Origin of the sequence: Streptomyces africanus (assembly GCF_030816955.1) — a bacterium.
Classification (GTDB): Bacteria; Actinomycetota; Actinomycetes; order Streptomycetales; family Streptomycetaceae; genus Streptomyces; species Streptomyces africanus.
The window spans coordinates 7,797,461-7,821,931 of the sequence record NZ_JAUSYP010000001.1; the positions used below are offsets into that span (position 1 = coordinate 7,797,461).

17 protein-coding genes are annotated in these 24,471 nt (G+C 73.8%); 7 read left to right on the plus strand and 10 right to left on the minus strand.

The window, feature by feature from the left end:
* Positions 1-509: 509 nt before the first annotated feature.
* Both fxsT and QF034_RS35810 read left to right on the plus strand, forming a co-directional pair.
* Positions 510-3,260 carry an FxSxx-COOH system tetratricopeptide repeat protein gene (gene fxsT, locus QF034_RS35805; protein WP_370880982.1) on the plus strand — a complete coding sequence of 917 codons (2,751 nt, stop codon included), beginning with the start codon at positions 510-512 and terminating at the stop codon, positions 3,258-3,260.
* A 193-nt stretch (positions 3,261-3,453) separates the two neighbouring features.
* On the plus strand, positions 3,454-4,326 hold the full coding sequence (locus QF034_RS35810) for a hypothetical protein (RefSeq protein ID WP_307178816.1): 873 nt from the start codon (positions 3,454-3,456) through the stop codon (positions 4,324-4,326).
* Here the strand turns inward: QF034_RS35810 and QF034_RS35815 are convergent.
* The 5 genes from QF034_RS35815 to absR1 form a co-directional block, all read right to left on the minus strand.
* Complete coding sequence (locus QF034_RS35815) at positions 4,304-6,574, minus strand: hypothetical protein (protein WP_307178817.1); 2,271 nt, start codon at positions 6,572-6,574, stop codon at positions 4,304-4,306. The two genes, QF034_RS35810 and QF034_RS35815, sit on opposite strands and share 23 nt — an antisense overlap.
* A 53-nt stretch (positions 6,575-6,627) precedes the next feature.
* Positions 6,628-7,716: an ATP-binding protein gene (locus QF034_RS35820; protein WP_307178818.1), complete on the minus strand. Its 1,089-nt coding sequence runs from the start codon at positions 7,714-7,716 to the stop codon at positions 6,628-6,630.
* Positions 7,713-8,588 carry a hypothetical protein gene (locus tag QF034_RS35825; protein WP_307178819.1) on the minus strand — a complete coding sequence of 292 codons (876 nt, stop codon included), beginning with the start codon at positions 8,586-8,588 and terminating at the stop codon, positions 7,713-7,715. The genes QF034_RS35820 and QF034_RS35825 overlap by 4 nt, the downstream gene beginning before the upstream one ends.
* A 56-nt stretch (positions 8,589-8,644) precedes the next feature.
* Positions 8,645-9,898 (minus strand): cation:proton antiporter, encoded by a 1,254-nt coding sequence (locus tag QF034_RS35830; RefSeq protein WP_307178820.1) that lies wholly within the window; start codon positions 9,896-9,898, stop codon positions 8,645-8,647.
* 492 nt (positions 9,899-10,390) lie between these two features.
* Positions 10,391-11,476, minus strand: coding sequence for a beta-glucuronidase AbsR1 (gene absR1, locus QF034_RS35835; RefSeq protein WP_307178821.1), 1,086 nt, complete (start codon positions 11,474-11,476; stop codon positions 10,391-10,393).
* A gap of 95 nt (positions 11,477-11,571) precedes the next feature.
* Between absR1 and QF034_RS35840 the strand changes: the two genes are divergently transcribed.
* Positions 11,572-13,296, plus strand: a complete 1,725-nt coding sequence (locus tag QF034_RS35840) for a LuxR family transcriptional regulator AbsR2 (RefSeq protein ID WP_307178822.1) — start codon at positions 11,572-11,574, stop codon at positions 13,294-13,296.
* A gap of 44 nt (positions 13,297-13,340) precedes the next feature.
* Here QF034_RS35840 and QF034_RS35845 read toward each other — a convergent pair whose 3' ends face one another.
* Entirely contained in the window at positions 13,341-15,908 is a 2,568-nt protein-coding gene (locus QF034_RS35845; protein ID WP_307180061.1) for a CHAT domain-containing protein, read from the minus strand.
* Between the two features lie 176 nt (positions 15,909-16,084).
* Here QF034_RS35845 and QF034_RS35850 point away from each other — a divergent pair, with 176 nt between their 5' ends.
* From QF034_RS35850 to QF034_RS35860, 3 genes are all read left to right on the plus strand, one after another.
* Positions 16,085-17,515: a S8/S53 family peptidase gene (locus QF034_RS35850; RefSeq protein ID WP_307178823.1), complete on the plus strand. Its 1,431-nt coding sequence runs from the start codon at positions 16,085-16,087 to the stop codon at positions 17,513-17,515.
* Between the two features lie 62 nt (positions 17,516-17,577).
* Positions 17,578-18,153, plus strand: coding sequence for an RNA polymerase sigma factor (locus QF034_RS35855; protein ID WP_010044855.1), 576 nt, complete (start codon positions 17,578-17,580; stop codon positions 18,151-18,153).
* 5 nt (positions 18,154-18,158) lie between these two features.
* Entirely contained in the window at positions 18,159-18,638 is a 480-nt protein-coding gene (locus QF034_RS35860; protein WP_307178824.1) for a hypothetical protein, read from the plus strand.
* Positions 18,639-18,659: 21 nt separating this feature from the next.
* Here the strand turns inward: QF034_RS35860 and QF034_RS35865 are convergent, their stop codons facing one another.
* Both QF034_RS35865 and QF034_RS35870 read right to left on the minus strand, forming a co-directional pair.
* Positions 18,660-19,457 (minus strand): N-formylglutamate amidohydrolase, encoded by a 798-nt coding sequence (locus tag QF034_RS35865; RefSeq protein WP_307178825.1) that lies wholly within the window; start codon positions 19,455-19,457, stop codon positions 18,660-18,662.
* A 128-nt stretch (positions 19,458-19,585) separates the two neighbouring features.
* Positions 19,586-21,805 (minus strand): NADP-dependent isocitrate dehydrogenase, encoded by a 2,220-nt coding sequence (locus QF034_RS35870; protein ID WP_307178826.1) that lies wholly within the window; start codon positions 21,803-21,805, stop codon positions 19,586-19,588.
* Between the two features lie 91 nt (positions 21,806-21,896).
* Between QF034_RS35870 and QF034_RS35875 the strand changes: the two genes are divergently transcribed.
* Positions 21,897-22,067: a hypothetical protein gene (locus QF034_RS35875; RefSeq protein WP_307178827.1), complete on the plus strand. Its 171-nt coding sequence runs from the start codon at positions 21,897-21,899 to the stop codon at positions 22,065-22,067.
* A 60-nt stretch (positions 22,068-22,127) separates the two neighbouring features.
* Here QF034_RS35875 and QF034_RS35880 read toward each other — a convergent pair whose 3' ends face one another.
* Entirely contained in the window at positions 22,128-23,225 is a 1,098-nt protein-coding gene (locus tag QF034_RS35880) for a mechanosensitive ion channel family protein (RefSeq protein ID WP_307178828.1), read from the minus strand.
* A gap of 231 nt (positions 23,226-23,456) precedes the next feature.
* The gene (locus QF034_RS35885) at positions 23,457-24,440 is read right to left on the minus strand and encodes a lysylphosphatidylglycerol synthase transmembrane domain-containing protein (RefSeq protein WP_370880907.1); all 984 of its coding nucleotides are present in this window, start codon (positions 24,438-24,440) and stop codon (positions 23,457-23,459) included.
* Positions 24,441-24,471: the final 31 nt, after the last annotated feature.

Genomic DNA, 24,471 nt, shown 5'->3' on the forward strand with positions numbered 1-24,471 from the left:
CCATGACGGCCTGGTCCATCGACGGTGCCGCCGCCCTGGCCGAGCAGATGAGCGCCGGCCGCTCCGGCCGGCCCGTACGCCTCATGGCCCTCGGTCTGAAGAGCAACGTCGAGTCGCACGACCGGCTGCGCGGCGCCCGCGAACGGGTGCGCCGCAAGTTCGGCCCCCTGACGCGGACCTCCGGCACGGCCGAGCTCGCCTTCCTGGAGATCCCGTACAACCCGCTCTACCTGGACACCCGGCAACTCGCCGTGGAGAGCGAGCCGGAAGGCTCCGTGACCGGGCTGCGCCCCTACTACGAGCGGCTCGCCGACTGGCTGCGCAACCGGCGGCCGGTGCCGCTCAGCCGGGTCACCATCGTCCACTCCCAGCGGCACGCGCCCTGGGCCGCCTGGCTGGAGGACCAGTTCCGGCGCGGCGGCATCCGCAGCGAACTGCGCGCCCAGGACGCCTACTCCGGCGACCGTCCGGCTCCCGGCACGGCCCTGCTGTTCCTCTCCCCGGCGGACATGGACCACGCCGCGCTGGCACAGCTCGCCGCGCTGTCCCACCCCGACGTCCGGATCGTGCTGGCCGACGAGCCGTTCCCGGACCCGGGGGCCGCGCACCACGAGCGCATCGACCTGCGCGGGACCGACGAGGACGAGGCCGTGCGGCGGCTGTGGTCCGGACTCGGCCTCGGCACCCCGCCCCCGGTGGACGGCCACCCCGGCCCCCGGTTCCCGCGCCTGCCCGCCGTGACCAACGTGGCCCCCCGCTACAGCGGTTTCGTCGGCAGGGACGACGTCCTCGGCACCCTCCTGGAGGAACTGCACACGGCCGGCCGGGACCGCACCCCGCTGGTCGTGCACGCCGCGAGCGGCTGGGGCAAGAGCGAGACCGTCCGGGAGCTGTGCCACCGTTTCGGCTCCGCCTACGACGTCGTCTGGTGGGTGCGCTCCTGGGAGATCCCGCGTGCCCGCCGCGGCCTGCACCGGCTCGCCGGCCGGCTGGACCTCGTCACGACGGGCGACGGCGCCTCCCCTGAGCTGTTCGAGCACCTCTCCCGCACCGACACCCAGAGCTGGCTGCTCGTCTACGACGGAGCCGAAAGCCCCGACGGGCTGCGGGAGTTGCTGCCCACCCCGCACGCCCGCGGGCACGTACTGATCACCAGCCGCACCGCCCCGGCCACGCCCGGCATGGCGGCCTTCGCCCTGCCGCCCATGTCGCCCGCCGAATGCCGCGCCGTCCTGGCGGAGCAGCTCCCGGAGATCGACGAGGACCAGGCCCAGCGCGTCGGACAGGTCGTGGGCTTCGTCCCGCTCGCCGTACGCATCGCCGCCCTCTGCCTCGCCGAGCGCGCCGCGGCGCACCGGCGCGACGACAGCATGGGCGAGGGGGCCGCCGCCCGGGCGGCCGTCGCCCACCTCCTCGCCGAGTACCGCACCGCCCAGCAGGCCCTGCTCGAACGCGACAGCGCGGCCCCGCCCGTGACGGTCATGGTGCGGGTGGCCCGGCAGACGGTGCTGCACACCCCGGGCGCCGCCGCCTGGCGTGCCGAGAGCCGCACCAGCGACGCCCTCGGCTGGCTGCTGAACGCTGCGTCCCTGCTCACCGGGCGCGGCATGGGGCTGGAACTGCTGCGGTCGAGACGCATCCTCGCGGAACTGGCCCGCGACGGTACGACGGCCCGCAACCCCGGCGCGCCCCGGACCCCGGCCGACACCCGGCTGCCCGACGAGCACATGGTGAGCGTCGCCCTGTGGGCCCTGTCCCGGGTCGGGCTCCTGGACGTCGACTTCGACCGGCCCGAACAGCCCCTCGGACAGCACCACGCCGTACGGGACGCCGTGCGCGCCGGTATGGAACCGGCGGAGCGCGCCCACATCGAGCACGTGCTGCGCGGCACCCTCGCCGAGTTCACCCCGGACGAGAACCGCGACCTGCCCGCCGACTGGGCCCGCGAGGTGTACTCCCTGCGGCTGTGGGAGGACCACCGGCCCCGCGTGAGACGGTCCCTGCTGCGCCACCTCAACGCCCTGAGCCAGCGCGGCGAGACCGCCGACCGGGCCCGCATGCTCGACATCTCCGAGCGCGCGCAGCGGGCCTGGTGCCCGGAGGCCGACGACCCGTCACCGGAGTACCTGCGCCTGCTCAACCTCACGGCCCGCGCCCACCGCCTCGACGGCTCCTACGAGCAGGCCCGCCAACTGGCCGAACAGGCCCTGCGCGGCCACCGCAGACTGCTGGGCCCGCTGCACCCCAGAACGCTGCTGTCCGCCGACTCCTACGGCGCCGTCCTGCGCTCCCTCGGCAGGTTCTCCGACGCGCTGTTCCAGGCCCGCCCCGTGCTGGAGGGCCTGACGCTGCTGCTCGGCCCGCAGCACCCCGCGACCGTGCAGGCCGAGCGCAACCTGGCGTTCACGGAGGCGCTGAGCGGCCGGGGCCCCGACGCACTGGCCCGGCTCCTCGCCCGGTTCCGCTACCGCCAGGCCGTCGGCGGCGAGGACGACCCGGCCGTCTGGCAGCTCGCCGACCTGCTCGCCTGGGTCTACCGGACCCTGGGCCGCGACGCGGAGTCCCAGGACCTGCTGCGGCAGTGGCTGCACCGGCACGGCGACGTCGCGGCCGGCACCCGGCTTGGCATCGAACGGGGTCTCGCCATCAGCGAACGGCGCATCACCTACAACTCCGCCCGCTCGCACGAGACCGTCTACGGCTACGAGAAGGCCCTGGAGCGCGACCGGCGGGTGCTCGCCGAGTCCACCAGCCGGTTCGGCGCCGAGCACCTCGACACCGTGCGCTGCCGCTTCAGCCTGGCGGCCGACCTGCAGGCGCTCGGCAAGCACGACGAGGCCGAACACGAGGCCCGCCAGTGCAGCCGCGCCCTGGAGCGCACGCTCGGCGCCTGGCACCCCTACGCCGGACTGGCCGGCGTCCGGCACGGGGTGTACCTGCGGGCCACGGGCGCCGTCGAGGAGGCCGAGGCCACCGGCAGGGCCGCGCTCAACCTCCTTCAGGACCGGCTGGGCGACAGCCACGCCTGGGTGTCGGCCGCGGAGAACTCCCTCGCGGCGACCCTCGCCGCGGCCGGGCGGACCGAGGAGGCCGTCGCACTCGCCGAGCGCGCCCTGCGCCGTTTGCGGGACCTGGACATGGGGCATCGGCCCGACGGGCGGCGGGTGGGCGCCCACCACACCTGGCTGACCTCCCGGACCACCGGATCCACCCCACCGGCCGGGGACTTCGACATCGATCTGGAACTGCCCGGCATCTGAGCCCGGCATCCGGGCAGAAGACCCGGCGCCGTCGCCCGGCGACGGTTCCACGACGGAAAGGTGAGCGTACGTGGCAGCAGCCCCGCATCCGGAGACCGAGCTCTTCACCGAGTCCCACTGGTCCCCGGAGGTCCACGGCCGAATAACAGAGCTGTGCCAAGGGGCCTTCGCCGGCGCCCCCGCCCTCAGGTCGGTGTCCCACTACAGCAACGGCATCATCGACTTCGTCGTCCGCAGGGGCGACTGCCCGCCGCTGAGCAGCCTGGTCACCGAGCGCGGCCAGGACATCGCGAACGAGTCCCTGCCCGGCAGCCGGCTCCTGCTGTGCACCCAGGACCTGAACGCCCTGATGCGGCCACTGGGCACGGGCGAGCTGATGCGCGTCGTGCTGGCCAATGCGCGCGGCGGTCTGTGGGGCGGCCGGGTCAAGGCGGGGGAGTACCTGTCCGCCCTCACCGACACCCCCGGCGGGATGCCCGCCGCGGACGCGGCCATGAACGGTCTCGTCACCGCCATCCGCACCCGGGTGCACACCCTTCCCGACGAACTGCCCGGTGGTCTGACGGACCCTCCGGAGCCGCTGCCGGAGCACAAGGAGCGGCTGCGCATCGACTTCGGGACGGCGGCGGCCGGACACGACGGACTGTCCGAGATGCGGCTGCGGGCCCTGTGGGGCGGCCACGTCAACACCCTCGACCTGCAGTACGCCGCCTTCTACCGGGACTGGAAACTCGTCTGCGCGGGCGACGTCTTCGAGAACCCCGAGCTCGGCCCCCGCTTCCTCGACGTCAGCGTGCGCTCACGCCGTACCGCCTACCGCGACCTCGCCCAGAACCTGCGCGGCCATCTCGCCCGGCTCACCGACGCCCTGCGGCTGGTGGTGCAGCCGCCCGCCGACCGCCTGGTCCTGGACGTCCAGGAGGGCGCCGTGTTCGTGACCTGGCTGTCGCCGCGGGACTACGTCCTCGGGGTGACGCTGGACCAGCGGCAGGTCGGCCACGCGGAGAACCGGCTGCACGACCTGGCGGACGCCCTGCGCGAGGTCACGGCGCCCGAACGGCACTGACCAGCGCGCCCCACACCTCGTCGGCGAGCGCCTCCACGGCGCGCGCCGCCGTGGGGCGGTGCGCCGGGCCGGGACTGCCGAGGGACTGCACGGGCAGCACCTCCACCGCCGTCTCGTACTCACGGCAGACCCGGCGCAGCCGTGCCCACTGCTCCTCGGTCGGCGCGCCGGGCGCGGCCGAGCGGAACCAGGTGTCGGCGCCCGTGCGGAACCGCTCCGTCAGCTGCCGGACGAGGGTGGCGCATCCCAGCGCCGTCAGATCGGCCCGCTCCGCCCGCGGTGGCGGGCCCTCGCCGTCGTCGGCCGGGCGGCCGGCCAGCCGCTCCACGGCCGCGTCGAGCAGCGCGAACACCTCCTCGAACCGCCCTTCGACGCGCTCCGGCAGCGCCGAACGCGCCGGGCCGGGCGCCACCGCGACCAGATCGCGCCGGGCGAGATCGCTCACCGTCCTGCGCAGCCGGCCCAGTTGGGCGCTCTGCTCGCCGAGCGCACCGCGCAACTCGCTCGTCAGCTCCGCCAGATCGGCCTCCTGGCGCAGCTCCGTGAGGCGGGCCCGCAGCCGGTCCAGAGCCTCGTTCACGGCCCTCGGGAAGTCGCCCGGGCGGTACAGCAGGGGCTGCGAGCCGAGCGAGCGCGCCAGCCGGTCCCGCATGGTCCGCGACACATGGCCGTTGACCACGAGCAGCACTTCGGCCTGGGCCGGGTGCAGCGCGCCGCGCAGCGCCCGGACGCGCGCGGTGATGCGTTCCTGGTCGTCCGCGACGAGCACCGAACCGGTGACCACGATCGCGATGTAGGCGTTCGGGACGGGCTCCAGCCAGTACGCCACCACCAGCGACCCGTCGTCGGACGACGCCCGCGCCGGGACCGGGTCGCGCGAGGCGATGCGCCACTGCCCGAGGGCCAGCGCGTCATGGATCGTGGAGAGCACCTGGTCCTCGGACACGTTGCCGTGCAGCCCGCGTACGGCCCTCAGCACGGTCGCGGCGGTCACCTCCCGGACCGCGCCTGCGTCGTCCTCGCTCAACTGCCAGGCGTGATGGCAGGTCTTGAGGATCTCGCGAGGTACCCCGCCGGTGAGTTCCTGAAGGATCGCCACCGACTCGGCGCCGAACGGCGCGGGCCAGCGCTCGACCGCGTCCGCGCCCTCGGCAGAGGCGGGACGGGGACCCGAACCGATGTACTCGGCGACGAGCTCGGCGGTGAGTTCCGCGGAGAAACGGGCCGGCCACAACTGCACCACGCGCTCGTGCAGGCTCGGACGGAACGCGCTGAGCCCGCGCGGCGAGGTGCAGAACACCAGCAGGCCGCCCCGGCTCACATAGACGTTGACCAGGCGCTCGAAGGCGTCGACGAACGTACGCCGGGACTCCTCCGGCCAGTCCAGCACCTTCTCCAGCGAGTCGATCAGCAGGACGTACGGTTTGCCGACCCTGCCGTGCAGGAAGCCCTGGACGGCCAGTGCGTCGAAGACCGGGTCGATGCCCGTGACGGCGTCCTTGATGCCGCGTTCCTTCAGCTGCTGCGCCGGCTCGTCCCCGGTCAGCCACGCCCACACCATCGAGGTGAACCGCGGGTCCTGGAGCAGGGCGAGCGCGGTGGCGAACCTGCGGTGCTCCGTCACCTCGCCGAGGGTGACCCGCAGACCGGCGTGCAGCACCTCGGGGTCGTAGCGCAGGGCGGAGACCACCTTGTCGGGGTCGAGCACGCGGTCGCGCAGCCCGGTGGCGATGTCGTCGAGGGCGATGTCGTCGAGCGGGACGTCGTCCGCCCGGCCGGGCCGCGGGCCGGAGCTCTGCTCGTCGACCCGGGCCGCCGTCACATAGGCGTAGTAGTCCCGGACGAGTTCCTCGAACGCGGCCCGGCCCTCCGGGGTGTCCGCGGGGCCGCGCAGCCGGTCGCGGTACATCCGGCCGAAGTCCTGCGCCGGTTCGTCGACGATCCACATGGCCGGGCCGTCCGGACGGGCCAGCCCGTTGCACACCTCCCGGGCCGCGTGGCTCTTGCCGAGCCCGAACTCGCCCACCACGGCGATGGCCCGGCCGCGCCGGCCGCCCCGGGGCTGGTCGCGGAGGTAGTCGCGCACCAGGTCCTGGAGTTCGCCCAGGATCCGGGTGGGGACATGGGCGTTGCCCGAGTCCGCGGCCTCGACCGGGGCGTCACCGAGATCGGCCGAGGGGCCGAGCCGCACCACCGGCACCAGGGGGAAAGGGTTGCTGTACCAGGTGTCTGCGCTGTTTGCGGCCACGATGGCACTCCTTGCGGGTCCTGTCAGGCGCGGTCGGGGTGGCGTGGCGGGCGTCAGCCGCCGGGGCGGGGCCGGATCGGATCACGGAGCAGGGCGTCGCGGCCCGTCCGCCGCGGCTCCCAGTGGGGTCTGAGCGCGTCGGCGTCGATCGGCCAGGGGTGCGGCGCGCTGCGGAGCGCGTCCGCCGCCGAGTGGAAGACCTTCCGCAGTTCGCGTACGTCGCGGGGCTTCCACTCGTCGTGTGCTGCCATCAGAGAGCTCCTGTCCGGCTTGACCAGGACGTGCGGTCCGCCGTGGCCCGGCCGGGCGCTGTGGCTGAACCGCCAGATGTCCTCGCTGTTCAGCTCGCTCAGCGCGAGATGGGTGACCGCCGTCGATCCGCTGAGGGCGTCGGCCACTTCCTTCGCCGTCTCCGCAGCGCCCTGGCTCACTTCGACGAACAGTACGATCCTCGGGTGCGCATGGCTCAGACAGGTGCGCAGAAACGCCGCCCTGAGGTGTGCGTCGTTCCACCGTATGTGCGGGATCACGGCGAAGAGCAGCGCGTTGCGATGGACCAGCAGATCGCTCATCTCGCCGTAGGCCTGGAAGGGATCCTTTTCGTCGATGATCGCCTTGACGCGGGACTCGGGGAAGTCGTGGGTCCGGAGCCGCTTCGCGAGCTCGCGGCGTATGCGGTCGTTGATCAGCCTGGTCGGCGCGAACGACTCGCCGTCCGGATCGACACTGATCCGGTGGCCGTCGTTCTCCAGCCCCGCCGTCGGCACGAACACCGGGAGCGGGTTCCCCACCGCGGCCCCGTCCACCGCCAGACGCCGCTTCACCTCGTACAGGCACCGGTGGATGAGCGTCGTCTTCCCCATGCCGGCCGGGCCGCTGACGATCACGACACGGCCGTACCCCTTGTTCGAGTCGAGGACTTCGCCCAGCTCGGACAAGCTCCCGCTGAAGTGGTCCAGTGCCTCCTGCGAGTGGTCGACGTCCACCCACTGGTGCACGTGGTCCGGCTCTTTCCACGGCACCAGGGGGTGGTCGGCGCTGAGCGTGGAGGCGCCGTTCTGACCGACGTGACCGCTGCTCATGCCGTTCGGTCCGTACGGTTTGCGCACTCCGTAGGGGTTCGCCCAGTCGGAGCTGGTCATGCGTGGGGTCCTCCGGAGCTTGTGGGACGGCCGTTGCCGCGTGATCTCCGCAGCCACCACAGGGGCGCGGGGCGCAGCAGTTCCCCCACCTCCCGTGCCTGCCGGTCCAAGGTGGTGCGCACGGCGCTCGCCTCGCTCTTTCTCTCGTGCGGTCCCAGGAGTTGCCCGTCCCGGCTGGGTGGCAGTGCCTCCGCCAGGGGCAGGGAGTCGGCCAGCCGGCGGGCCGCCTCGCCGCGCGGAGCCGGGCCGGGCACCTGGGCCAGCAGGCCGGAGAGCGCCTCCCTGGCCCGTAGCGCCTCCGCGTGGTCCGCATCGGGATCCTGCTCGTACGCCGCGAGATACAGCCATGCGATCCTCCGGAATTCCCGTACCGCCGCCGCCAGTTGCCGGCTGCGCGTGCGCCGCTCCGCCGAGATCCGTTCCGTCATCTGCCCGACGAGGGTGAGCGCGGCTCCCGCCGCGAGCAGGTACACCGCGTCGAGGAACCCGCCCTGCCCCGAACCACCCTGGTCCGCCGACGCCCCCGGCGGGTCGCCCGCGGCGGCCAGCAGCGCGTCGCACACCCGCTCGAAGTCGCCCCGGTGCCGCTTCGCCCACTCGTCCAGCGACAGCACACCGCCCTCGCGCCCGGGAACCTCGACGGCCTCCACCCCGCCGCCCGTCCCCGTGGGCCGTCGCACCACACCGAGCCGCAGCGCCGCGTCCCGGAGTTCGCCCCGGTGCTCGTCGGCCAGGCAGTACACCAGCCGGACATCACTCCTGCCGGTGTCCGCGACGGCCGGCCCGGCGGTCGCCGACAGCAGTAACAGGCCGAGGAGCGGGACGCCGAGCACAGCCCGCCCACCGCCCCCGCTCCCTCTCCGTTCGCCCATCCGACCTCCCCCGTGCCCCTGGCCGCGGCCGCGCCCGGCCGCCGCACACCATCCGGTTATGCGGAGGACCGCAGTCCGTCGGCCGTGGCCGGAGGGGCCGGCGGCCCGCCGCCCTCGCCCGCCGGACGCCCGGGGAGACGCCGCAGGCCGCCCCCGGGTTGCCGGTTCCTCCGGGACCGGTGCCGCGACCAGCAGCCGAACCCGATCTGTGCCCCGTAGTGCAGGAGGTTGACCGTCACCACGGCGGGGGCGACGATGCCGACCGTCTTCGGGAAGTCGCGTTCGAGGGTGAGGGCGAGCAGCACGGCCGTGAGGCCGTTCTGCTGGCCGATCCCCAGCAGGAACCGGTCCCTTCCCGACAGACCGCGGACGAAGAGGGGCATCAGCAGCGCGGCCACCACCGCCTGCGCCACGAACGCCGTGGCACCGAGCAGCACACCCGGGACCGGCGACACCCCCTGGGCGACGAACAGCCCCAGCAGTGCGGTGGCGAGCAGGAAGGCACTGGAGACCGCCCGCGCGAGCGGCCGGGTGAACGCCTTCGCGCGCAGGAACAGCCCGGCGACGGCCACGGCGAGCATCAGCATGTTCGCGGCGGCGAGCACGAGCATGGCCACGACCAGCAGGGCGGCGAGCGGCGTCGCGGGCCGCCGGGTCCCGTCGGCGTCGAGCTCCTGCCGGGCGGGCCACAGCCTGCCGCCCGCCCACCACAACAGCAGGGCACCGGCCAGCAGCAGCGCGTTGAGCGCGAGTCCGAGGGCGTAGCCGCGGGTGCCGCCGCCCACCATCGAGGGCGTGCCCGTGTGCCCCGCGGCCGTGTACGCGTATCCGGCGACGTACAGCGTCAGCAGGACCGTCATCGGGTCGTCGAAGGAGGCCCACGCGGTGAGCAGGGACCGGGCGCGCCGCGACATGTGCCCGTCCCTGCTGAGGGCGGCCACCGACAGCGGGTCGATCTGCGCGACGACGATGCCGAGGATCAGGTACTCCGGGCGGTCGAAGGCCAGGACCATGACACCCGAGATGAGCCCCGCCTTGAGGACGACCCCCAGGGTCACGGCCGCCACCACACCGCGCAGATCACGGCGCAGGTCGGCGAGGTCGATGCCGTACGTGCTGCCGTACAGGCCGACGGCCAGCAGCAGCCCGGTGGCGAAGACGTATCCGGTGGTGCCGACCATGCGCGACGGATCCGTCGCCAGGCCGATCACCGTCCCGAGGACCAGAGCGCCGAGCGCGCCGAGCAGAACGGCCGGAACCGCCTCCGGCAGTCTCGGCCGCCGGGCACGGTTGCGTCGGGACGTCTCCACTGGCTCCCCCCATCCCCCGGTGTTACGCCGCGAGCGTAGTCGGGCCGCCGGCACCTCGTGCGCTTTCTGGTACGGACGTGCAACCGCGAGAGCAATCAAGCGTAGGCATCATCATCCGGACGGCGTAACGCCATTGCCGGCCGTTCCCTTGCACGATGCCCGGCCTCGGCGGCCGTTGAACGCCCTTCACCCCTGGGGTGGATCCACGGCACACGGCCGGTGCGCCCCGCGTCCGCCCCCGCCGCCCTCGGCGAGGCCCTCGACCGCGTCACGTCCGACGGCCGTGCGCCCCCCCGCCCCGGCCGGACCTCGGCGTGAACGAGCGGACGGCGGCGCACGCGCCGGCGGGCGGAACACGAAGGTTCGGACCGCGACGGTTCTGCACGCATGGCGTGGTCGAGGACGTCACCCACCCCCCGATGAGGTGACGTCCTCGACCGCTCCCCCGGCGCCGGACTGTGGCTCAGGTGTCCACGCGGCGGATCCGTGCCGTCACCAGCACATCACCGCCGTCTCGCCGGAACCCCAGGCGGAGTACAGGCGTACGCGGACGAGGTAGCGGCGGCCCTTGACGAGCCGCGCACTGATCGCGGCGTTGTGCGGAGTTCCCCCGTCGTCCTGCCCGGCGAGGTAGCGGGGTTCCCCGTCCCGCACCTCGAAGACCACGACGACGGCGTCGCCGTCGCCGAAGGTGCCCAGCGTGTACGTGCGGGTCTGTGGCGGGTCGACGACGAAGTCGGCCTGCTCACCCGGCCCGAGACCGAGCGGTGCCGAACGGAACGGCACCAGCGCGGGCGGACGCGGCTGATCCGCCGCCGGATACCAGCGGAGCACGAACTCCTTGTCGGCGGCGGACAGGGTGCCCGGCGGGTGGAGACCCGCCCGGTACTGCTCCGGCTCCAGCACCAGCCCCGACGAGAACGGAAACTCCATGATCGACTGCGGGTCCCAGACGGAGCCGTTGACTTCGTCCGGGTCGAGCTTGCGCAGGATGTTGTGGTGCGTCCGCTCCCGGCTCCAGTGGTTGGGCGGGCCCGCCAGCTCGGCGTACACGGCCTCGTCGTCCCAGTGGATGCCGGCGAACGGGCTCTGGTGCTCGTGCAGCATGCCGAGCGCGTGCCCGATCTCGTGCAGGGCCGTCCCGCGCTCCCCGGGCACGGTCAGGTCCCAGCCGAAGTTCATGGTGCGCTCGTGCCGGCCGGCCAGCAGCGCGTCCCGCCCCACCGCCGACCAGGAGCCGGCGCCGAACTGGAACCCGATGCGCAGTTCTGCCTCCGAGCGGTCGTCGACCTCGGCGAAGACGATCCCGATGCCGAGGTCCTGCCACTCCGTGAAGCACCCGCGCACCACGTCCCGCTGCTCCTCGCCACCGGCCCACGGCACGCGTCGCGTCATCCCCGTCCCCGGCACGGGGATGACGGACGCGTCGGTGTCACGGTCGAAGAAGCAGTAGTGCAGAACCGTGCCGTTGACCCACATCCGGCGCCCGCTCGCGAGCGCGCTCAGCCGCTCGGTCGCCAGCCCCGGTGCGAAGGCGGGCGCCGGCGCCTGTGCCAGCGAGCAGTAGCGTGCGGTCATGGCCACAGCCTGCCCCGCCGCCGGTCCCGGGCGCCTGAGTCGGGGGCTACTCAAGTCGCCCTGTATCAGAAGTGAGTAGCCGCGCTCATGTCTGTGTGACGACTTACGAGAGGGACGCGACGACGCTGGAGCTGCCCTGGCCGTTCGCCGGGCGGGAGGACGAACTGGAGCTGGTCCGCCGGTCCCTGGCCGGCGCACGCCGCGGCATCGTGGTGACGGGCCCGGCGGGCTGCGGCAAGACCCGACTCGTCACCGAGGCGATCCGCGGCACCGACTGCGCCCGGGCGGCGGGCACGCCCGAGAGCCGAACCATCCCCTTCGCCGCGTTCGCCCACCTGCTGCCCGAGTCGGTCACCCTGCACCGCGCCGTCCAGCTCCTGTCCGGTCTGCGCACGCTGCTCGTGGACGACGCCCACTTCCTCGACGACGCCTCCGCCGCCCTGGTCCACCAGCTCGCCGTGCACGGCCGCACCCGTCTGCTGGTCGTCGCCACGGACGGCACGGCCGTGCCGGGCGCGATCTCCCGGCTGTGGACGGGGGAACTCCTGCCGCGGCTCACTCTGGAGCCGCTGCCCGAGGAGGAGACCGCGCAGCTGCTCACCGCCGGCGCCGGCCCTCTCGAACCGCTCACCGTCAACCGGCTGCGGCGCCTGAGCCGGGGCGACCTGCGGCTGCTGCGCGACCTGCTCGGGGCGGTGCGGGGGCGGCTCACCCTCGTCCCGGACACCGGCGAACGGGCGTGGCGGGGCCCCGTGCCGGTTACCATGGCCGTCCGTGAGTGCACCGTCCCCGTCCTGGGCCGCGCCTGCCCGCTCGAACGGGAGACCCTCGACCGCCTCGCCTTCGCCGAACCGCTGTCGCCGACGCTCGACGATCTGGACCTCGGGGCCCTGGAAGTCCTGGAGTCCGACGGCCTGGTCGAGGTCGACGACCTGGGTCGTGTCCGTCTGGCCCACCCCCTCCACGGCCCGGTGCTCAGAGCCGCGGCGGGCCGGCTGCGGGCACGCCGGCTGGCCCGGACACCGGACGCGTACGCCGCCGCCCTCGACGCCGAGTCGGCCGCACTGGCCCACCGGATCGACCAGGACGACGTACGGGCGATGCCCACGCCGGTGGGGGAGTGGCTGGTCGCCGAGGGCGGCCCGCTGCCCGGCCGGTACGCCGCAGTACGCGCCCGGTTCGCGCGGCTGCGGGGGGAACTGAGGGAGGCGGCGGCCTGGGCGAGGGAGGGCCTGCGGGGCGACCCCGAGGACGTGGCGTGCCGGGCGGAACTCGCCCGCGCCTGCGCACCGGTGGACAGCGGCCGGGACCTGGACCCGGACACCCTCGCCGAGCCTTACGACGCCGTACGCCTCGGCTGCCCCGAGAAGGTCATCGACCGGCTGACCGGCGTGTTCGCCCGGCACGCCGACGCGCTCACCCGGGCCGACGGACCGGCCCTGGACGAGGTGGCCGAAGAGCTGGAGCGGCGCGGTTTCACGCTGTTCGCGGCAGAGGCGTACGCCCAGGCCGTGCGCGCCCACCGCGCTCCGAGCGCCGCCCGGCACTCCCGCACCCGGGCCGTCGCCCTGGCCCGGCGCTGCCAGGGCGCCCGCACACCCGCCCTGTCAGGGCTGGTTCTCGGCGAACTCACCGCCAGACAACGGCAGATCGTCACACTCGCGGCGGCGGGCCTGAGCAACCGGCAGATCGCCGAACGCCTCACCCTGTCCATCCGGACCGTCGGCAACCACCTGTACAGCGCCTACGCCCGGCTCGGCGCGAACGACCGCGGCGCCCTGCCCTGGCTGACGGAAGTCCCGGAAGCCCAGCCGGCCTAGGCCCTGCTCCCAAGACCGGCGGCCTGACCCGAACAGGGGACGGGTCAGGCCGCCCCGAACGCCGAGAACGCCCAGCCCGTGGCCTGGTGCAGCGCGTCGCCCGGCAGGGCGGCCCGGGCGTCGCGCAGCGCCTCCGCCAGGGACAGCCCGGCCCCGAGACCCTTGTGCAGCGCGAGCATCAGCGGCACCACCGCGGCGTCGTTGACGGGCGCGCTGCACGCCACCACCCCGGCCGTGCCCAGCGGCAGCAGCGCGGTGACCAGGCCGAGCAGCTCGTCGGCGCCGACGGAGGCGAGGAGCGCGGTGTCGCAGCAGGACAGGATGATCCGGTAGGGGCTGCGGTCCAGACGCTCGAAGTCGTGTACGACGATCGGGCCGTCGGCCATCCGCAGCGAGGAGAACAGCGGGCTGTCCGCGCGGAACGTGCCGTGCGCGGCGATGTGCGCCAGCGCGGCCCCGTCCAGCTCCTCCAGCACTCGCGGCACCCGCGCCTCGTCGTCCTCCAGGACCGTCGCGCAGGCGTACCGGCCGGCCAGTTCGGGCACCTCGGCGCCGCCCGTGGCCAGGCCCGGGCCGCGTACCAGCACATGGCGGCCGTCCGGCGGCGGTGTCGTCTCCCGCGCCCGCAGCCAACTGCCCGCCGAGGGCGACACGCTGAGCACCCGTTCCCGCAGCGACGGCAGCAGCGCCCACGGCACCCGGTGCAGCCGCCCCGGCGGCACGATCACCACCGGGCCGCCGCCCAGATGCGCCGCGGCCGGCCCGAGCAGCAGCTCCTCCAGCCGCCGCCCCGCGGCCTCCACCACCGGAAGCCGCGCCTCGGCCCCGGGGTGCGCCAGCCGCCGGAGTCCCGCCTGCACGTGCTCGGCCTCGGTCTCCGCGTCGGCCAGCAGCCCGGCCTCGAACCTGCGCACCCGCCCCTGCCCGCACAGCAGCACCTGCACCCGCCCGTCCAGCACGGCGAGTTCCACGAGCCGTACCTCGTCGCCCAGCCGCTCCAGCAGCCGGCCGACGTCGAAACGGTCGCCGCCACCGGGCGCCTCACCGCGCATGTGCAGCGTCCGGGACCGGATCTGCCGCTCCAGGCGCCGCTGTTCACGCTCCAGTGCCAAAACCGGCCGGCCCTCCATCCGGGCGGCCTCCGCGCGGGAGGCGATCTCCCGGAAGGCGGTCATGCCGCTGAGCAGCTCCCGGTCGGCGGGCGGCCGGGTCGGCGGGGTCGACAGCACGGTCGCCCGCCAGCGCTCGCTCCACACCAGCAGCCGCCGCGGCCCGCCGGAGACCAGACTGGCCCGCCCGGCCAACGCGGCCAGTTCCGCCCCCTGTTCGGTGGCATGGGCCCGCAGTTCCGAGGCGCCCAGCGTCATCCGGTGGTCGTCGAGCACGTCCAAACCGCGCCGGCACGCCTCCAGCACGCCCCGGGGCGATCCGGCGGCCCGGGCCCGCAGCGCCTGCGCCGCCCAGCCCGTCATCCGCGCCAGCGGCGGGCCGCCCCGCCGGCTGCGGGCGGCGACGGCCAGATGCCGCTCCGCGTCCGCCGTCCAGCCAAGACCCAGCGCGATCCGGCCCGCCAGCAGCGACGCCTCCGGCGCGGCCGGCGCACCGAAGGCGGCCAGCTTCTCGGCCACCGCGGCCGCGTCGGCGACCAGCCGCCCCGAGCCGCGCCCGGCCGCGTGCCGCGCCTCGATCAGCACCAGCCGGGCGTGCGTCTCCCACCAGGTGCGCCGCTGCCCGGCGAACAGCCGTACGGCCAGGGCGGCACGGGCGATCGCGGTGTGCGGGTCACCGGCCAGCCGTGCGGCCCGCGCGGCGGCCAGCAGCAGCTCGGCCTTGCGGGTGGACTGCCCGCCGATCCCGTCCAGTTTCCCGATCGCCGCGTCCGCCTCGGCCAGTGCCTCGGGCGCCAGCCCGGCCGCCATCAGCACCTCGCAGCGCCGGATGTTCAGCATGAACGTCGGCGTGCCCAGCCGGGCGTACCGCTCCTCCGCCTCATCGAGCAGCCGCAGGGCCGCCGGCACGTCACCGGACCGGAACGCGGCGAGCCCCCGGCTCTCCACCGCGTCGGCCTTGTCGTGCTCCTGGCCCGTGGTGTCCCACAGCGCCTCGGCCGCGGTGAAGTCCGCCTCGGCCCGCTCCACCGCCCCCAGCGCCAGATGCACGGTCGCCCGCAGGGTCAGCGCCCGCGCCGTCCAGATCACGTCCTCCGCCTGCCGCAGCACCGGTATCGCCCGGCGTACGTCCTCCAGCGCCTCGCGATGGTGACCGAGCACCCACCACACGTACGCCCGCCGGTACAGCACCCGCGCCCGCGTGTGCCCGCCGCCCCGCGCGACGCCCCGCTCGAACGCCGCCAGGCCCTCCCGGGTACGGCCCGCGTGCACCAGCGCCACCCCCAGGGTGGCCAGCACGTCCGCCTCCCGGTCGGCCGAGTCCGCCCGCGCCGCGAACGCCCGGGCCCGCCGCAGATGGTTCAGCGCGAGCCGCAGATCACCGAAGTCCCGCTGCCAGATGCCGATCACCTGGTGGGCGACGGACGCGTGCAGCGGGGAGGGATCGGCGCCGAGCAGCGCCCGGGCCCTCGCGAGAGCCTCGCCCGGGTCGGCGAACACCATCGGCAGCAGTTCCTGCACCGCGTCGCTTCCCGCTGTCACTCCTCGGATGGTAGTGGCCCCGGAACCACGCCACAGGGGTGGCGCTGTATCAAAAGACGGCCCGGCGGCTCTTGTCGAGGAGAACCGACGACCGTTCGCCGCACCGACCGACGCCGTCGCCCAGTGGGAGGACCCGCATGGCACCTCAGCGATTCCACGAGCAGTTCGACCAGATCCAGGGCTCGATGCCCGACGTCCCCCTGGCGATGGGACCGGACGACTCGGCCGAGTTCATGTACGAGAAGGGCGTCGTCCTCGTCCGCGACGGGGAGGAGGCCCAGGTCGTCGAGGACACCGTACGGGCGCACTTCACGGCGGCACCCGACCTCGACCAGGACCAGGTCCGCCGGGCCGGCCCGCAGCGCAACCGCAGCGGCGTCACCCGGATCCGGGTCGGCGACCCCGGCGAGGGCGGCCGGGGAGCGGACCGGGCCGTCGCACAGGCGCTGCGGGCCGTACACGAGCGCGAGGCCCGCGCCGGGCACCGGATGGTCGCCCGCAACCACGTGGTGCACATCGCGGTCAACGCCTGCCCCGGCGACGAACCCGTCCCCGTCCCGGTGACCGAGCCGCCCAACCCGGCCGCCGCGGACACGGCGTACGACCCGGACAGCGCCGTCGGCGTCCTCGTCGTCGACACCGGCCTCACGCACGACTACCGCTCCTGCGCGCTCCTCGCCCACACCGACGGCGACGCGCAGGTCCAGGAGTGCGACGAGCAGGGGATCCTCCGGCAGTACGTCGGGCACGGCACGTTCATCGCCGGGCTCGTCGCCGCCGTCGCGCCCAACACCGACATCGCCGTGCGCGGCAGCCTCAACGACGCAGGCGCGATCCTGGAGTCGGAGTTCGGCGAGAAGCTCTTCGAGGCCGTCGACGCCGGCGGCTGGCCCGACGTCCTCAGCCTCTCCGCCGGCACCGCCAACGGCCGCACCGACGGCCTGCTCGGCGTGGAGAACTTCATGCGGGAACTGCGCGAGCAGCGGACCCTGCTGGTCGCCGCCGCCGGGAACAACGGCAGCGCCACCCCCTTCTGGCCCGCCGCCTACGCCGACCTGCCCGGCTGGGAGGACTCCGTGCTGTCGGTCGGCGCGCTGCGCAGCGACGGCGAGTCCGCCGCCTGCTTCACCAACCACGGCCCCTGGGTGAAGGTCTACGCCCCCGGCGAGCGCCTCACCAGCGCCCTCACCGGCTTCGAGACGCCCGTTCCGTACGTCTACCAGCACTCCACGTACGACGCCTGCCGCTACGGCTTCACCTACGGCTGTACCTGCCGGCACCCCCGCCACACCGGCGTGCTCAGCGACGAGAACGCCGCCGCCAAGCCCGACCAGGTGATGTTCGAGGGGTACGCGCAGTGGAGCGGCACCTCCTTCGCCACCCCGGTGACCGCCGGCCTGGTCGCCGCCCACATGACGGCGCACAAGGAGACCGACCCGCGCGCGGCCCGGCGGCAACTGCTCGACGGCGGCGCCGGGGTCGCGGACGTGCGCGGGGCGCAGGTGCCCGCGCTGCGCCCTCCCACCTGGCGCCCCGTCCCGGTCGTGCGCCCCACCCCCGGGCCGTGAAGGCCAAAACCGCCCCCTCCGCGGCGTACGATGACGTGCCGTACTCGAGGGGTGGGGCTGCCGTGGACCGTACTGATGCCGGCGCGCTCGTCCAGGCCGCCGCCGACGGCGACGCGGCGGCCTGGAAAGCGCTCGTGGAAGGGCTGAGCCCCCTGGTGTGGTCCGTGGTGCGGGCCCACCGGCTGTCCGACGCGGACGCCCACGAGGTCTACCAGACCGCCTGGTTCCGCTTCGCCCAGCACCTCGGCCGGATCCGGGAACCCGGCAAGGCGGGCGCCTGGCTGGCGAGCACCGCGCGCCACGAGTGCCTGAAGGTCATCCGGAGCTCGCAGCGGCTGACCCTGACGGACGATCCGCAGCTCCTGGACCGGGTCAGCGAGGACGGCACGCCGGAACAGTCGCTGCTCGACTCCGAGGAGGCGGCCGCCCAGAGCGAACGCGTACGGCGGTTGTGGCAGGAGTTCGAGGAACTGGGCGAGCGGTGCCGGCAGTTGCTGCGGGTGCTGATGGCCACGCCGCCGCCCAGCTACCAGGACGTGTCCGCCGCGCTCGGGATCGCGGTGGGCAGCATCGGGCCGCTGCGCCAGCGCTGTCTGCGGCGCCTGCGGGCCCGGCTCGAAGCGCGGGGGGCGATGTGAGCGACATGAACGACGACGAGCTGTTCGGCGAAGAGGACTGGGGGCACGAGGAGTTGGACGCGGGGCTGCTGGAGGAGGAGCTCCGGCGGGCCGCCGCCGTCCTGGACCCCGTGCCGGCGGAGCTCCAGCAGATCGCCTTCGACGCCTACGCGCTGCACGACCTGGACGCCCGCGTCGCGGAACTCACCTTCGACTCGCTGGTCGACGCCCTCCCGGTCAGGGGAGCCGGCGGCGCGCCCCGGATGCTGACCTTCCAGGCGGGCGAGGTCACCGTCGACGTCGAGGTCACCCCGCACGGCCTGATGGGCCAGGTGCTGCCGCCGCAGCCGGCCAGGATCGAGGTCCTGGGCGGACCACGCCCCGGCTCCCCGCTCACGGCCGACGACCTGGGCCGCTTCACCGCCGACACACCGCCGTCGGGCCCGTTCGCCCTGCGGCTGCGGACCGGCGGGGATGTGGTGGTGACGGAGTGGCTGCGGGCGTAGGGGTGCTCCAGCCGGTGCCGGTCAGCCGGACACGGCGTCGACCAGGCGGGCCAGCGCGGCGGCGAGCCGCTCCAGACCGGGGCCAGCGGGACCGCCCGGCTCGGTCATGTACGTGTCCCGGCGGATCTCCACCATGAGCGCCTCGACCCGCGGGTCGGTCCCGTAGAACTGCAGCGGCACGTAGGCCCCCCTGAAGGGGCTGTCGAGTTCCGTCTCCCCGATGTCCCCGAAGGCCTGCCGCGCGGCGTCCAGCAGCCCGGGAGAGGTGTGGAAGGAGTCGGTGCCGAGACACACCGGCGGCCGGGGCCCCTCGCCGTGCAGCTCGTACGGCAGCCGGGTCCGGGGGTAGGAGTGCACGTCGATGATCAGAGCCCGCCCGGTGGCCGCCAGCCGGTCCGCCACCGCCTGGGTCATCGCCCGCGCGTACGGCAGGAAGTACCGCGCGACGAGCGGCCCGGCCTCGACGTGCCCGGACCGCAGCACGGCGCCGTGCGTGGTCCGGGTGTAGACCGCCCCCATGCCGACGGCCCGCATCTCCTCCCGTTCGTCGGGGAAGCGCTCGGGGTCGACGACCAGTCGCGACAGCCGGTTGACGAACCGCCAGGGGACGACACCGGCCGCCCGGGCCGCCGCCTCGGCGATCTGAGCCGTGTGCGCGTCGGTGATGTGGTCCAGTTCCCGCGCGAGCTCGTCGTCGCCCAGCACGATGTCCGCCCGGACGGACGGCGGTATCTCCCGCGCCGAGTGCGGGACATGCAGGATCACGGGGGAGTGCCCGGCGCCGGGCAGGATGTCGAAGGACGGGGGGTCGTCGGTCACGCGGCGGCTCCACGGGGACGTGGTCGAGGGGCTTCGCTCGAAAGCCCGGCCTCTTCGAACATAACTCCGCCCCGGCCGGGCGGTGCGCCGGCCGGGGCGGAGCGGGTGGGCCGATGGGGCCCGGGGCGTCAGCTCAGGGACGCCAGCGCCTCGTTCCACGTGGCGGACGGGCGCATGACCTCGGCGGCCTTCGCCGGGTCGGGCTGGTAGTAGCCGCCGATGTCGGCCGGCTTGCCCTGGACGGCGGCCAGCTCGTCGACGATCTTCTGCTCGTTGGCGGCGAGCGTCTCGGCGATCGGCGCGAAGGCCTTCGCCAGGTCCGCGTCGTCGGTCTGCTGGGCCAGCTCCTGCGCCCAGTACAGGGACAGGTAGAAGTGGCTGCCGCGGTTGTCGATGCCGCCGACGCGCCGGGTCGGCGACTTGTCCTCGTTGAGGAAGGTCGCCGTGGCGCGGTCGAGGGTGTCGGCGAGGACCTGGGCGCGGGCGTTGCCCGTCACCTTGGCGAACTGCTCGAGGGACGGCACCAGGGCGAAGAACTCGCCCAGGGAGTCCCAGCGCAGGTAGTTCTCCTTGACCAGCTGCTGCACGTGCTTCGGTGCCGAGCCGCCCGCACCCGTCTCGAACAGGCCGCCGCCCGCCATCAGCGGGACGACCGACAGCATCTTGGCGCTGGTGCCCAGCTCCAGGATCGGGAACAGGTCGGTCAGGTAGTCGCGCAGCACGTTGCCGGTCACCGAGATGGTGTTCTCGCCGCGGCGGATGCGCTCCACCGACAGCTTCGTGGCCTCGACCGGGTTCAGGATCCGGATGTCCAGGCCCTCGGTGTCGTGCTCCGGCAGGTACGCCTTGACCTTGGCGATCAGGTTGGCGTCGTGCGCGCGGGTCTCGTCCAGCCAGAACACCGCCGGGTCGCCGGTGGCGCGGGCGCGGGTGACGGCCAGCTTCACCCAGTCCCGGATCGGCGCGTCCTTGGTCTGGCAGGCGCGGAAGATGTCACCGGCCGAGACGGTCTGCTCGATGAGCGCGGTGCCGTTCTGGTCGACCAGGCGGACCGTGCCCGTGGTGGCGATCTCGAAGGTCTTGTCGTGGCTGCCGTACTCCTCGGCCTTCTGGGCCATGAGGCCGACGTTCGGCACCGTGCCCATGGTGGACGGGTCGAAGGCGCCGTTGGCCTTGCAGTCCTCGATCACGGCCTGGTAGACGCCCGCGTAGGAGGAGTCCGGGATGACCGCCAGGGCGTCGTGCTCCTGCCCGTCCGCGCCCCACATGTGGCCGGAGGTGCGGATCATGGCCGGCATGGAGGCGTCGATGATGACGTCGGAGGGCACGTGCAGGTTGGTGATGCCCTTGTCGGAGTCGACCATCGCCAGCTCCGGGCCCTCGGTGAGCTCGGCGTCGAAGGAGGCCTTGATCTCGGCGCCCTCCGGCAGGGCGTCCAGGCCCTTGTAGATGCCGCCCAGACCGTCGTTCGGGGTCAGGCCGGCCGCGGCGAGCTTGTCGCCGTACTTCGCGAACGTCTTCGGGAAGAAGGCGCGCACCACGTGGCCGAAGACGATCGGGTCGGAGACCTTCATCATCGTCGCCTTCAGGTGCACCGAGAACAGCACGCCCTGGGCCTTGGCCTCGGCGACCTGCGCCGTCAGGAACTCGCGCAGCGCGGCGACCCGCATCACGGAGGCGTCGACGACCTCGCCCTTCTGGACGGGTACGGACTCGCGCAGCACGGTGGTGGTGCCGTCGTCGCCGACGAGCTCGATGCGCAGCGCGCCGTCCTCGGCGATCACCACGGACTTCTCGGTGGAGCGGAAGTCGTTCTGGCCCATGGTCGCCACGCTCGTCTTCGAGTCGGCGGACCAGGCGCCCATGCGGTGCGGGTGGGACTTGGCGTAGTTCTTGACCGAGGCGGGGGCACGGCGGTCCGAGTTGCCCTCACGCAGGACCGGGTTCACGGCGGAGCCCTTGACCTTGTCGTAACGGGCGCGGATCTCGCGCTCCTCGTCGGTCTTCGGGTCGTCCGGGTAGTCCGGCAGCGCGTAGCCCTGGCCCTGGAGCTCGGCGATGGCGGCCTTGAGCTGCGGGATCGACGCCGAGATGTTCGGCAGCTTGATGATGTTGGCGGCGGGCGTCTTGGCCAGCTGGCCGAGCTCCGCGAGCGCGTCCGGGATGCGCTGGTCCTCCGTGAGGTACTCCGGGAACAGGGCGATGATGCGCCCGGCCAGCGAGATGTCGCGGGTTTCGACGGCGACACCCGCCTGCGAGGCGTACGCCTGGACCACCGGCAGGAAGGAATACGTCGCCAGGGCCGGGGCCTCGTCAGTGTGCGTATAGATGATGGTCGAGTCAGTCACCGGGTGCTCCGCTCCACGTCTGCAACATTGCTCGACATCAAGATATCTCCTGACGGACCTCGTCTCGACAGGGGTCCGGGACCAGTTTCGGGTGACCGGGACCCGACAGCCGTCCGAGCCGATGCGGGCCAGGGGATCTCGCGGCGCGGGAACGGACCGGCGGCGGCCCGCAACGGCGCGGCGGCGGTCCCTGACCTGCTTCTTCCTCGACGGGCTCGGCCTGGAGGCGCGGTCCGTCCACGTCGGCGGCCACCCGGACTGAACGGCCCGTCCCCGGCCGGGCCGCACAGCCGGTGGGACGGGCCCTGCCACGAGAGTCGGCTCAGTCGAACCGGGCCGAGGTCATGTCGCCCGGCTCGATCGCGCCGGTCCGCTGCTGGGGGATGACGACGCCGCCCTGCTGGAGGGCCACCGTACGGGCCGGGGCGGGGATGCGGATGCCCTCCGCGCGGTACCGCTTGTGCAGCCGCTTGATGAACTCGTGCTTGACCCGGTACTGGTCGCTGAACTCTCCGACGCCCAGAATCACCGTGAAGCCGATACGGGAATCGCCGAAGGTGTGGAACCGGATGATCGGCTCGTGGTCCGGCACGGCGCCCTCGACCTCGGTCATCGTCTCGGCGATGACCTCGTTGGTCACCCGCTCCACGTGTTCCAGGTCACTGTCGTAGGCCACCCCGACCTGGACCAGGATGGTCAGCTGCTCCTCCGGCCGCATGAAGTTGGTCATGTTCGCCTTGGCGAGCTGGCCGTTGGGGATCACGACGAGGTTGTTGGACAGGTTGCGGATGGTCGTCTGCCGCCAGTTGATGTCCTCGACGTAGCCCTCCTCGGCGCTGCTGAGGCGGATGTAGTCGCCGGGCTGGACGGTCTTGGACGCGAGGATGTGGATGCCCGCGAAGAGGTTGGCGAGGGTGTCCTGCAGCGCCAGCGCGACCGCCAGGCCGCCCACGCCCAGGGCGGTGAGCATGGGGGCTATGGAGATCCCCAGCGTCTGGAGCACCACCAGGAAGCCGATCGCCAGGACCAGGATCCGGGTGATGTTGACGAAGATCGTGGCCGAGCCGGCGACCCCGGAGCGGGACTGGGTGACCGTGCGCACCAGGCCGGTCACCACCCGCGCCGCCGACACCGTCGCCACGAAGATGAGCAGCACCGTCAGCACCTGATTGGTGTGCTGCTGCACCGTCCGGGTCAGCGGCAGCACCGCCGCCGCGCCCGCCGCGCCGCCCACCACCGCGGCCCACGGCAGCACGGCCCGCAGCGCGTGCACGATGACGTCGTCCCCGCTCCAGCGGGTGCGGTCCGCGTGCCCGCCCAGCCAGCGCAGCAGCATGCGCAGCGCGAAGGCCGCCAGCAGGCCCGACGCCAGGGCGATGCCGGCGAAGACCAGATCGTCCGCGGTGAGCGCCCGGTTCACCGGTCACCTCCGGGAAGAAGAACTGCGGCGAATGCCGTTGCCGGCCGCCGGATGTGAAGTTTCGTCACGTCGTCACCTGTTCGTCCTGCGGGATGTTCCGCCGTGCCCGGCCACCCTGACCTGCGGTCGGCACGACCGTTCATCCTGCCGCATTCCGTACGGGGTTTCGTACCGGGGAACGGGCCGAGCCCGGGCGGTACCACCAGGGCACTCCGGAGGCCTGCCGGGCGGTCAGATGACCTTCAGCCGTACCAGCGCCGCCAGCGTCAGCGCGCCCGGCAGCAGCGGCAGCCAGACCGTGATGACGCGGAAGGCCAGGACCACGGCCGTGGCCACCGCGGCCGGGCCGCCCGCCGCCACCAGCGCCATGACCAGCGCCGCCTCCACCGAGCCGATCCCGCCCGGGGTGGGGACCAACGCGACGGCGACGGTCGCCGCCAGGTAGGCCACCGCCATGTGCGCGGGCGGCACGTCCAGGCCCATCGCCCGGCCCACCAGCACCAGGACGGCCGCCTGCAACGCGGGGAAGGCGAAGGCCCCGCCCCACAGGGCCAGGGCCCGGCCCGGGCGGGTGTGCACGGAGCGGGCCTCGCCGAGCGCCGTCCGCAGGAAGGACAGCACGGCCGAACGCACCCGCCGGACCAGGGTCAGCACGGCCACCGCGATGACGAGCACCACACCGGCACCGGCCAGCAGCGGACCGAACGCCGTCTCGGGAACCAGCGTGCCGAGCCGCAACGCGTCGGGGAACGCGACGAGCAGGGCGCCCAGCAGGGCCACCCGGCCGACGCTCTCCGCCAGCAGATACAGGGCGAGAGCCGCCGAGGAACGGGCGAGCGGCAGCCCGCACACCGTCATGAACCGCAGGTTGACCGCGCTCGCGCCCAGCCCGGTCGGCAGCAGGTGGTTGGCCGCGCCCGCCGCGAACTGCGTGGCCACGAGCCGCCGTCGGGGCAGCCGCTCGACGACCGCGCCCTGCCGGGTGCAGGCGGCGGCGACCCAGGTCAGACAGGTCGCGCCGATCGCGGCCAGCAGCCACGGCCACTCGGCGTCGCCCAGATGCGCGAAGCCCTCGGCGAGCACCGACCGGTGCCGCACCGCGACCACGGTGACCAGCAGGAGTGGAAGCAGACACAGGATCTGACGCAGGCGGCGGACCGGGACGCGACGGGGGAGTCGTCCCGGGCGGAGTTCGGGGAGTTGTACCGCTGTCACATCCGCAGAGGCTTCCCATGCCCCGCCAACG

Coding starts and splice junctions, on each gene's coding strand:
- QF034_RS35845 (WP_307180061.1), bottom strand. CDS start 15,908: ATGGTGTTCGCCGACCCGGGCGAGGCTCTCGCGAGGGCCCGGGCGCTG.
- QF034_RS35820 (WP_307178818.1), bottom strand. CDS start 7,716: ATGACCAGCTCCGACTGGGCGAACCCCTACGGAGTGCGCAAACCGTAC.
- QF034_RS35825 (WP_307178819.1), bottom strand. CDS start 8,588: ATGGGCGAACGGAGAGGGAGCGGGGGCGGTGGGCGGGCTGTGCTCGGC.
- fxsT (WP_370880982.1), top strand. CDS start 510: ATGGACCACGCCGCGCTGGCACAGCTCGCCGCGCTGTCCCACCCCGAC.
- QF034_RS35860 (WP_307178824.1), top strand. CDS start 18,159: ATGAACGACGACGAGCTGTTCGGCGAAGAGGACTGGGGGCACGAGGAG.
- absR1 (WP_307178821.1), bottom strand. CDS start 11,476: ATGACCGCACGCTACTGCTCGCTGGCACAGGCGCCGGCGCCCGCCTTC.
- QF034_RS35850 (WP_307178823.1), top strand. CDS start 16,085: ATGGCACCTCAGCGATTCCACGAGCAGTTCGACCAGATCCAGGGCTCG.